The organism is uncultured Chitinophaga sp., assembly GCF_937874145.1.
Lineage (GTDB): Bacteria > Bacteroidota > Bacteroidia > Chitinophagales > Chitinophagaceae > Chitinophaga.
On the sequence record NZ_CALNBI010000349.1, the window covers coordinates 1 to 11,285 of the forward strand.

Below are 11,285 nucleotides of genomic sequence, written 5' to 3' on the forward strand. Positions count from 1 at the left end.
GGATAGTATAAGAGTTTCCGAAGCTCCAGATACAGGTTCGATTCCTGTCGAGGCTACCACCAGATACCCGCAAAAAGCTTTCACCAGCGTTTGCGGGTTTTTCCTTTTTGGGGTGGCCCCATCCGTGGCCGCTAAAAACAAAGGCGACGGCCCATAAAAAACGGCGCCTGCTCTGCAACAGGCGCCGTCGAGTTATGACAAAGGAATATAGGCTTAGTTGGGTTTGAGCACTCCCTGGGAGCGGTCGATTTGCTGCTGCGGGATCGGCAGGATGGCGTCCTTTGCTTCGAAAGTGATACCTGCAAAAGATGAAAGGATACCGCCTTCGAAAGCGGAGTAGCTTTCGATCGTTTGCTTGGCTATGCCCCACCGCACAAGGTCATAGAATCGGTGCCCTTCCAGCGCCAACTCCAGCCGCCGCTCGAACCGGACCGCATTTCGCGCGACATCCTGGTTGGCAAACGAAGCGTAAGGTTGAACATTGTACTGAGCGGCCCTCGCGATTATATCATTTTTCGGATCAGCCGTTGGAGACTCCCGGATTCTCATTTCACGCCCATCCAGTTTGGCGGCCCGCCGGCGCACGTGGTTCACAAGCGCCAAAGCAGCGTCCAGGTCATTGGCTTCAACATAGCATTCCGCAGCCATCAGGTATACGTCGGCCAGGCGGATGATATTTACGTTAAGGCTGGTGATGTACGGCGCACCCGCAACGGTTTGCGTTCCGCGGGCAGATGCGTCTACCATGTGCTTCACGCCTACAAAGGGACCGGCATATGCCGGGTCACGGATCCAGCTGTCCCCCGGCATGGTGTCCCAATCCCGGTACATTACACCTCTGCGGCCCACGGTGTAGTCAAGGCGCGGATCAAATGCCAACATGGTATCAACACGGTATCCAGTTTTTGGGGCTCCGTTAAGTCCGTAATCCGACAAATACGGATCGGTCCGGTACGAACCGTCGAGCATAGGCAAGCCTGCGGGTGTTACCTTGAACGAGTTCACAAGATCGAAAGTGGGTTGGTAGAACCCACAGCAGGAAACAGGGGCATTACCATAAAATCCGCCAAGCATATCTCCCACATTCGCGTTATCGCCGCTTCCATCCGGGTTGATGGCATGCTGCGCAGCGAAAATGGTCTCGGGACCGTTTTCCCTGTTCACATCAAAGTTGTCCGTAAATGGCATGTTCTCTAATGCTCCCCTGGCTGCGATCACCGTCGTGAAGAAAGGCAATGCTTCGGCGTGTTTGTTCTGATACAACAATACTTTCCCCATATATGCCTGGGCAGCCACTTTGCTGGCACGGCCGAGGTCCGATTCGTTAACCCATGCCGGAGGCAGGTTGTCGATGGCAAATTGAAGGTCCGCCTGGATCATCGGCCAAACCTCTTTATCGTTGGGTACCAGGAGTGCCGATTCAGGGGTCATGGAATCGTCAACGTAAGGTATTTTCGCGAAAACCCTGCGGAGGAAAAAGTAGTAGTGCGCGCGGAGGAAACGGGCTTCCGCTTCCACTTCTTTCGCGCGTGTATCGGAGAGTTTATCTCCTGAACCGCCCTGCACCACTTTCAGAAGCTTAAGGGTATTGTTGCAACGTGCGATCCCTTCATAATACCGGTTCCACATGATGTCGGTATTATCATTCGCGTTCGACACGGTATGTAGTTCTACCTCGTTCATGTTCGGCTGGTCACCGGCGTTAGAACCTTTGTGCGCGTTATCGGCGCCCACCTCCCCAAATAACCACTGGCTGGGCGCGGAGGAATAGTTGCCCCATGTGCCGCTAACATTTCCGTTGACAAGGCCATATGCGCCCGTGAGCATCCCTTCAACACCCCTGGCGGAGGTGATCTGGTCCTGGGTCAATTCGCCCTGCGGGTTCTTTTCCAGAAAGTCCGCGCCGCAGGAGCCCAATACGGTAGCGCATGCCACTATTATGATGCTATGAATCCTTTTCATGTTCAAAATTCTTTTAGATTAGAAACCTGCACTGAAACCAATGATAAACTGCCGTGCTACCGGGTACACCCCGAAGTCCACACCCAACGCCGAGAAGGTAGAGTTGGTCTGGCTTACTTCAGGATCCAGACCAGTGTATTTCGTGATGGTAAACAAGTTGGAGGCGCCACCATACACACGCAGTGTACGCATATTGCCTTTGAACCAGTTGTCTACCTTGAAATTATACCCGATCTGCAGATTCTTCATGCGGAAGTAGCTGCCGTCCTGCACATAGTAACCGGAAGACGCCAGCTCATTATTAGAGGCTTTCCTATTGGGCGTGTGGATCCGGGAACCAGTGTTGGTGGGCGACCAGCGATCCAGCATCCGCACGCTGGCAGTACCGTCAAATGAGCTGAAATCCGTAAAGTAACGGGTGGCTTCAAACAGGTCGTTGCCCTGCGAACCGTTGAAGAACATCGACAGGTCCCAGTTCTTGTACTTCGCGTTGATGCCGAAGCTGTACAGGAAGTCGGGGTGCGGATTGCCGATAACAGTACGGTCGTCCGGAGTGATCTGGCCATCGCCGGTTACGTCCAAGTATTTCGGACCGCCAACGCGGGCGCCGTCATATTTCGGGCTCTTGGCGAGGTCTTCCGCACTGGAATAAACACCTTCCCATTTGTAGCCGAAGAAAGAACCGAAGGGCTCACCCGGCCGGAGGAGCGTCGTCTGCAAGCTTCGGAAATCCCCATAAATTTGCTCTTTCACGGAAGGCGCCAATGAAACTACCTGGTTCACGTTGCGGGAAACGTTTACGTTTACATCCAGCTTGAAAGGTTTGTTTTCACGCTGGCCATAGTGGTAACCCACCCCTACTTCGATACCGGAGTTCTTCATGTCGCCAATGTTCACGAACGGTGCAGCACCTTGCCCGATCGCTGCGGAAGGCAGCGGAACAGGGTACAACATGTCGGTGGTTTTACGGCTATACCAGTCGATGGCACCATCGAACTCGCCATCCAGCAGGGTGAAGTCGAGACCAATGTTGAACGATTTCAGCTCCTCCCATTTAATCTCGGTGTTTTTATACGCTTTTTGCCAAACCCCGGATGTCACATTTTTCCCGTTGTAAGGATAGAAAGCATTGGCGATAAGGCTTTCGTAGCGGTCGATGTACTGGAAACCCGGTATGCGCTGGTTACCGGTCACACCATAACCCGCACGCAGCTTCAGGTCAGTGAACACTTTACTCCCTTTCATGAAGTCCTCTTCAGACAAACGCCAGGCAACGCTACCCGCTGGGAAGGTACCGTAGCGGTTGTTCTTGCTGAAGTTGGAGGAACCGTCGCGGCGCACCGTGAGGCTCACCAGGTAGCGGTCGCGGTATGCATAATCGGCGCGGCCGAAGATGGAAAACAGCGAACCTACGCCGCCGCTGGAATTGTTATTGATGTTGGAAGAACCCGCGGGCAGATAGTAGTAATCCGGCAGGCCCAGCAGGAAGTAATCGTTACGGCCGGCAGACAGGAACCTGTTGCGCGACTGGAACGCCTCGGTACCGCCCATCACTGTCAGGGCGTGCACGTTTGCTACTTCCCATTTGTAGGTGAGGGTGTTGGTCCAGGTCCATTCGGTATTGAAGCCCTGGTTTTCCGACATACCGTTCGCCTCGCTGCCTTCGGAGAATTCGAGGTTAGGATAGTTGTAGGAAACGCCGCTATAGTTTTCGTAACGGATACCGAACGAAGTTTTGGCGACCAGACCTTTGATGATGTCCACTTCTCCGAAAACGTTTCCGAAGAAGAAGTTGCGTTTCTGGATGTTGTCTTTTGCGCGATAGAGCATGGCGAGGGGATTCTGCGCGTTGCCGAGCTTGTCGCCGCGGCTACCTGCGAAGTTGCCCATAATGTCGTACACGGGAATAATTACGGGGATACGGTAAGCGAAGCCCAGTGCACTGCCTTCGCCCTGGTAGTCGCCGGAAACATTGGGGTTTACACCTACGCCCACAAACTCTTCGTAGCTGTATTGCATGTTTTCGCCGAAGCGGAAGCGGTTGTTGAAAGCGTTGAACCGCGTATTGGCGCGGGCGTTGTACCGCTTATAGCCGGTATGCTTGATGGTACCTTCCTGGCCGAGGTAACCTGCGCCGATGGCGTAGGTGGCGTTTTCGCCGCCGCCGTTAACACCCAGCTGCACGTTGCGGATGGGAGCGTTGTCGGTGATCTCGTCAAACCAGTTGGTACCTTGCTGGTTGGCTTTCGTGATCTGGTAGAAGTTAGATAGCGACCTGCTGTAGTTGTATTTGGAAGGATCAGCGTCGGCGGCAGTTACTTTCTGGCCCGTTACTTTACCGGCTACCAGGTATTCAGGCAGGGTGGGCGTGGCGCCGGTGCCATAGTTGGTGCCGGTGGTGCCTTCTTCCCCGGGGTTAAGGCCCGCATTTCTGAATGCCTCATACACGTACTCGGCGTACTGCTGAGGATTCATCATTTTGGGGAACTGGTTCTTGTTGGGAACCTGCGTACCAAAATAAGAGCTCAGGTTGATCCTCGGCGGCCCTTTCACGCCCTGGCGGGTGGTGATGATCACAACGCCGTTGTTGGCGCGCGCACCGTAGATGGATGCGGACGATGCATCCTTTAGCACCTGCATGGTTTCGATATCGTTCTGGTCGAGCCAGGACAGTTTGCCTTCATAAGGCACACCGTCGATAACGAAGAGCGGATCGTTGTTGTTGATGGTGGAGAAACCGCGGATGCGGATCTGGGGCGTAGCGCCGGGGGCACCGTCGCTGATGATCTGCACACCGGCGGCCTTACCCTGGAGCGATTCCACAGGACTGGCCACGGGCTGCTGTTTCATCTGGTTGACGTTCACCACGGCCACGGCCCCGGTGAGGTCTTTTACACGTTGCGTGCCGTACCCTGTAACCACCACTTCGTCGAGCGAAGTATTGGAAAAGGCCAGCGAAATGTTATAAGTTTTGCCCGCTTCTACGGTGACTTCCTGGGCAGTAAAACCGATGCTGGATATCATAAGAACATCCCCTGCATTGGCTTGAATGGAAAACTCACCGTTTTCGTTTGTAACGGTACCTTTAGATGTGCCTTTGATCTGAACTGCAGCGCCGGGAACAGGCTGCTGGTCTTGTTCACTGATAACTTTACCTTTTACGGTCTGCGCCTGTTGAAAATACAGGCCTGAGGTTATTGATGCGTGAACATAAAGTGGACCGGAAAGGGTGGTGATAAGGAAAAAGGTTCCGCTAATCGCTTTTGTCAAAAAAGCAATATTCCTCTTTTTTTTCATATTTTTGATGCGTTATAGTTCAGCGAAGATTTTTGAACTGTATCTCGGCAAAGCTTCTCCCAGCTTAGCCCTCCGGCAATACTCCCATATTGCCGGTTTGTTTTGTAAACCTATTTATTTGTCATAACATGGGATTTTAAGGGTGAATAAAATGCCGCGTACACGGCATAACCGTCTACATCCGGTTCAAACAGGCATACGTCTGCAGATACGAGCCTGTCGTCGGTTTTTAGAATGGACAATTAAAATTTGGATTGAACGAACGTGGTTCAATGATATCGATTCGAATTTTGGTTTTCTAACTTGTTGAGCCGGTTCCCATAACTTATTTTTTAGTGATGGACATTTTCTACGGTGACAATTGTTCTGATTCCGGGACGTTGCTGGGATGATAGAATGGCGGAGGGTTAAAGCATGTCTCTACATGCGTTTCCAGTAACGGTGGAATCTTTCTCGTTTAAATGATATTGGTATATGTTAAAAGTACATGATCTTTTAATCAAATCCAAGCACTGATGTAAATTCTTCAGCCAGATTTTAAAAGATAAAACGGTAAAGTGACAAACGTGGAATGCAGGAAAAACCTGCCCCAACCTAAGACGACGGTTCAGCAAATAAAGAGTACCATCCACACGGAAAAAAAATTTTTCATACCCAACTCTAAGTACGCCGGCATTGTTTCCTTAACAAAACCCTTTCGCATGAAACGCACTTACCGCAAAACGGACATGCCCGTCGCAGACATCCGCCGCCTGCTGGAACCCGGCCCCATCGTGCTGGTCAGTTCCCGCTGGCAAAACCGGGACAACATCATGGCGATGGGCTGGCACTGCGTCCTGGAATTCTCGCCTTCCCTCATCGGCTGCATGATCACCGCCTCCAACCACAGCTTCGATATGATCGGCAAAAGCGGGGAGTGCGTCATCAACATCCCCACCGCCGATATGATCGATACCATTGTGGGCATCGGCAACACTTCCGGCCGGCGCATCAACAAGTTCAAAAAATTCAACCTCACCCCGGGCGAATCGCAGCACATCTCCGCGCCCCGCATCGAAGAATGTTATGCGCATTTCGAGTGCCGGGTGGCCGACAGGAAAATGCTGGCGAAGTATAATTTCTTTATTTTGGAAGTCCTGGGCGCTCAGGCGCCCGTATGGCCCAGGTTCCCCCGTACCGTGCACTACCGCGGCAACGGCGTGTTCATGGAATCAGGCCGCAACATCGCCATGCCTGAAAAATTCAGGCCCGAAAACCTTTAATCGTCTATGGAGCATCAGTTTTTTCTCTTTATCCTGCTGGTAATTTTTATCCAGGGGCTCGTCATGCTTTCCCAAAAGATCCGCGTGGCTTATCCCATCGTGCTGCTGCTGGGCGGCCTCGCGCTGTGCGCCGTGCCGGGCGTTCCGGCCATTGCCATCGAGCCGGATTACATCTTCGTCATTTTCCTGCCGCCGCTGTTGTACGAGGCGGCCTGGTATACCTCGTGGAAGGATCTCTGGCGCTGGCGCCGCATTGTCGGCACGTTCGCCTTCCTGATGGTGATCGTAACCTCGCTGGTGGTGGCCTGGGTCAGCAGTTCGTTCCTTCCCGGGTTCACCATGGCGCTGGGGTTCCTGCTGGGCGGCATCGTATCGCCGCCGGATGCGGTGAGCGCCACGTCGGTGCTGAAATACGTGAAAGTCCCCAAGCGGCTGTCCGCCATCATCGAAGGCGAAAGCCTGCTGAACGACGCGTCGAGCCTGATCGTTTTCCGGTTTGCCCTCATTGCGGTCGACAGCGGCCGCTTCGTGTTCCAGGAAGCCGCCATCAGTTTCGTGGTGGTGATCGTAATGGGCATCCTGATCGGGCTGGCCGTGGCGGTGATGTACTATTTCCTGCACAAAAAACTGCCCACTTCCGCGAATATGGACATCGTCCTCACGCTCACCGCGCCTTATGTCATGTACATGACGGCGGAGACGTTCCATTTTTCGGGCGTGCTGGCGGTGGTTAGCGGAGGCTTGTTCCTTTCTTACCGCAGCCACCAGTTCTTGTCGGCCACCAGCAGGCTGCGGGGCTCCACGGTGTGGAGCGCGCTGGCATTCGTGCTGAACGGGCTCGTGTTTCTGCTGATCGGGCTGGAGATGCCGGTAATCGTGCGGGAACTGGGAACGGTTTCGATCGTGAGCGCGATCGGGTATGGGGTGCTGATCACCGCGGTGCTGATCGTGACGCGGCTGGCCTGTACTTACTTCGCGTCAGTTTTTACCGTGTTTATCAGCCGGTTTATTACCACGGCGGACCCCAGTCCGGGCTGGAAAGGGCCGTTGATTTTCGGATGGGCGGGGATGCGCGGCGTGGTGTCGCTGGCGGCGGCGTTATCGATCCCCCTGCATTTCCCGCAGCGCAACCTGATTCTCTTTATCACGTTTACCGTGATCCTGCTGACGCTCGTGGTGCAGGGGCTTACGTTGCCGTGGCTGGTGAAGCGGCTGGAGATGGAAGACGCGGATCACCCGGCGCCGGTGGAAGACCAGGACCATGCGGTCAGGGAGCAACTGGCCGCGGTGGCGATCCGGCATCTCGACGGGCATTACAGCCGGGACTTAGCGACAAACGGCCCTTTGCAGCAATTGCGTTCCCGTTACGTGGCCGAGGCGGAAGCGGGGGGAGATGTGGAAGGCGGGGATCATGTATTGTACCGGAAAGCGGCGCTGGCCGTTTTGGAAGCGCAACGCCGGTACCTGCAGGAGCTGGAAGCCCGGTCGTTCAGTACGGACGATGGCGTGCTCCGCAAATACCAGGGGTTGCTGGACCTTGAGGAGGAAAAGCTGCGGTTGAAAACAGCGACGATCGAAGGTGAATAATGCATAAAAATTCCGCGGTCCCCTTCCCCCGAAAACGGGTCTGCCGCATCTTTTAATTAAGATCAACCGAAATTATTCACCTGCTAACCCCTGCATTGAAACATGTATCCAGGTTTTTACCATCTGAAAACCCGATATGCCATCGCTGGGTAGCCCTTCGGCCGGGCGGTATGCCGGTATGCTGTCCAAAGAGCATATCCGGTTACTGATATGGCTGGAGCGCAGCGGCATTTGCACCCGTGAGGAAGCCCTGGCCGGCTGCACTTTCGGAACAGACGCGGCGTTGATGGTATTATTGCAGTTAGAACGGCATTCCCTGGTACAGGAAACCGCCGGGCTCCTGCGCATCACGGTGGAAGGGAGTGCGTTGCTGACTTCGATGGGGCTGGAGCTGAGAAGCCTCCACGCCTATATCCCCACCGGCTCCCTACCCCGCTTCGAACAGCAATGGCTGGAAAGCATGGCGCTCCAATACCGCGAACACTATCACGCCGCCTGGCTCAACACCCTCCGCTGCCTGAAATTCTGGAGCTGGATACGCCATCCCCGCTCGCGCAAAAACCGCCGCAAACGCAAGCCCGTCAAGCAATATATCACCCTTCTCCTCCACGACCTCCTCTTCCACCCGCTGCCCCCTATTTTCCCACCGGGATACGCGCACCTGGAAAAGGAACCCTCATTTCTTCAATCCTACAAGGCCGAAAGAAACACCGGCCCCGTGCCCCGCTATTCGCTCGCGGAGTTCCTGCGGCTGAAAGACCTCTTCTTCCACCACGAACGCTATAGCATGATGTACCTGCTGGAAGCCCGCCATTACCGCGCGCAACATTTCCGGCTCAACATGCGGAACATATACCGGTTCTTCCTCCTGGAAACCCGCCCCCACCGCAAAACCGTTTCCCCGCCATCGCCGCCGCCCGAAGCGAAGCGCCTCCCGGCACTCACCGACACCGCCGCCCCGGAAGACCTTCACCACATTCCCCAGGATTACTGGCGGATGCAAATCCCCTGCGCCGCCAAACACTTTTTCCGCGACAACGACCACGACCGCATCAGTCAGGTCATACGCGTTGCCCCTTTCACCATCCGCACCCACGACGTCATCTCCCGCGAGCCCCTGCAACTGGCGCCCGCTCCATCAAAGGAACCCTGCTGCTCGCTCCTGGTCATGCATCGCATAATGCCCTACATGCCACCCGAAAAACTTGCCTTTTTCGGATGCGGGACCCGGCAGGAAACCAGTACGTTCAAAAAATTCCACCTGCTGCCCGGAGGCGGGTATTATTGTGCATTCCAGCTGGACATAAGGCCCGAGGACCTCGTCCGCCTTTCCGCCACCTGGCCCCGGCTTTCCCCGCTCGCCGGCAAAGCCGCCGCCTGGCTGCATGGCGCTCAACCCGCTATCTCCCTGCGCACCAACGCCCTCGTCACCATGCTGCTAACCGAGGCGATGAGCTGCTCCTACATCGGCGACGTGGCACAGTGCTTCCTCCGGCGCATTTGCATCGACATGCTGCTGACCGCTGCCGTTCAAAGAAACCTGAACGCCAGCCAAAGGCAAATACGCCTCACACCGAATGATATAATAACGCTGAAGGAAATTTTCCACGAGGCCCGGCAAGACATGGGGCTGCTCGCCGATCCGCACTTCCTGACCGACAATTTCAAGATCAGCCGGCATAAATTCCAGAACGGCTTCCTCCAGCAATTCGGCATTTCGCCAAATGATTTCCACTATATGCTGGTAATGTACCATGCCTTCCATCTCTTGTTCCGCAACGGCAATTCCATGCAGATCACCGCTATCCGGTGCGGGTTCGAAACCACCGCCGGACTGCGCAGCGCCTTTATCCGTCACTTCGGCGCCGATCTTTGCCATCTCGCGCAGATGCAATGACCATTTTGGATTTTGCTTAACAGTTGAAGGATTAATATTGCAGTATCAATCCCCATTCATGAGAACAATTTTACTATGCCTGACCGTTAGCTGCATCCTGCTCTCTTCCTGTGGTTCCACCCAAACATTCGATTCCTCGCAGCCATTTGCAGATTTACCAATAGGCAAAAAGAAAAAGAAACGAAAAATCCACCCCACATACGCATTTTCCAGCGCCGTCAAACGCTACACGAAGGAAAAGGGGCATTTTCCTTTCGACATGCAATCGTTCGAATACCATAGCGACTATACGCGGGCAGGCGTACAATCCATGCGCGACGCGGGTTTTCATTACCTGTTCGTCTCCTACCAGTATCTCGATTCAATGGTTATAGATTTCGCGCACTACCCGGTGTATACAGCGCCTGTCAGCCGCGAAACTTCTGTCGGGGTCGACCTTACGGGGCGCATCATCTTCACAAAAAAAGATTCCAGTATCGTAGAATTCCGTCAATTCGACAAAAAGGTGAGAGGCGGGCACACGCACATCACCCACCGGCCGGATACTGCGGGCCAGTACCGCCGGCTCCGGTATGGTTACTGATGGAAAATATGTAATTTGGCGCATGACCCGATTTACCGCCGTTCTGAAGAAATTTGCCGACGCCGGCGACAAAACCGGCTGGACCTACCTGGAAATCCCCGCTGCCATCGCAGCGAAAATCAAGCCGGGCATGAAACAATCATTCCGGGTGAAAGGCTATCTCGACAAGCATCCTATTCAACAGACCGCCCTGCTGCCGCATGGCGAAGGTTCCTTCATCCTGCCGGTCAATGCCGGGATGCGCAAAGGCATCGGCAAAAAGCAGGGCGCTTCCGTGCAGGTGGAGCTGGAAGAAGACACGCAGTCTTTCGTCATGAACGTGGATTTCATAGATTGCCTGGCCGACCTGCCTGCCGCGCAGGAATTCTTCGAATCGCTGGCGCCCAGCCACCGGCGATATTTCTCCAAATGGATCGACGATGCTAAAACGGAAGAAACGCGCGCCAAACGCATAGCGGCTTCGCTCAACGCGCTGGAGCGGCGCATGGGATACGGCGAAATGATCCGTTCGCTGAAAGCAGACCGCGGCAGTTAACCCCATCAGTTTTTAACTTTTTCTTAGAACCGGCTGGAATATCTTACAGGAGATGAAGCAAACGCTATCCCTGTGGATCGTTCTGGCCCTGGCTCCTTCGGGCGCCGCGCTTGCCCAGCAGGCGCAGGGAACGGTGCTGGGCCACGATTCGCTCGCGCTGCC

7 protein-coding genes are annotated in these 11,285 nt (G+C 54.6%); 5 read left to right on the top strand and 2 right to left on the bottom strand.

Annotated elements, in window-relative coordinates; translation table 11 throughout:
* Nucleotides 1–213 precede the first annotated feature (213 nt).
* Together Q0510_RS17090 and Q0510_RS17095 are read right to left on the bottom strand one after the other, a co-directional pair.
* Entirely contained in the window at nt 214–1,962 is a 1,749-nt protein-coding gene (locus tag Q0510_RS17090; RefSeq protein WP_298714549.1) for a RagB/SusD family nutrient uptake outer membrane protein, read from the bottom strand.
* A gap of 18 nt (nt 1,963–1,980) precedes the next feature.
* Nucleotides 1,981–5,220 carry a TonB-dependent receptor gene (locus tag Q0510_RS17095; RefSeq protein ID WP_333864575.1) on the bottom strand — a complete coding sequence of 1,080 codons (3,240 nt, stop codon included), beginning with the start codon at nt 5,218–5,220 and terminating at the stop codon, nt 1,981–1,983.
* Between the two features lie 740 nt (nt 5,221–5,960).
* Here Q0510_RS17095 and Q0510_RS17100 point away from each other — a divergent pair.
* The 5 genes from Q0510_RS17100 (at nt 5,961) to Q0510_RS17120 (ending at nt 11,123) form a co-directional block, all read left to right on the top strand.
* On the top strand, nt 5,961–6,521 hold the full coding sequence (locus Q0510_RS17100) for a flavin reductase family protein (protein ID WP_298714552.1): 561 nt from the start codon (nt 5,961–5,963) through the stop codon (nt 6,519–6,521).
* Nucleotides 6,522–6,527: 6 nt separating this feature from the next.
* Complete coding sequence (locus Q0510_RS17105; RefSeq protein WP_298714554.1) at nt 6,528–8,108, top strand: Na+/H+ antiporter; 1,581 nt, start codon at nt 6,528–6,530, stop codon at nt 8,106–8,108.
* Between the two features lie 136 nt (nt 8,109–8,244).
* The gene (locus Q0510_RS17110) at nt 8,245–10,005 is read left to right on the top strand and encodes a helix-turn-helix domain-containing protein (RefSeq protein ID WP_298714557.1); all 1,761 of its coding nucleotides are present in this window, start codon (nt 8,245–8,247) and stop codon (nt 10,003–10,005) included.
* Between the two features lie 58 nt (nt 10,006–10,063).
* Entirely contained in the window at nt 10,064–10,588 is a 525-nt protein-coding gene (locus Q0510_RS17115; protein WP_298714559.1) for a hypothetical protein, read from the top strand.
* A gap of 22 nt (nt 10,589–10,610) precedes the next feature.
* Complete coding sequence (locus Q0510_RS17120; protein ID WP_298714562.1) at nt 10,611–11,123, top strand: YdeI/OmpD-associated family protein; 513 nt, start codon at nt 10,611–10,613, stop codon at nt 11,121–11,123.
* The last annotated feature ends 162 nt before the right edge of the window (nt 11,124–11,285 follow it).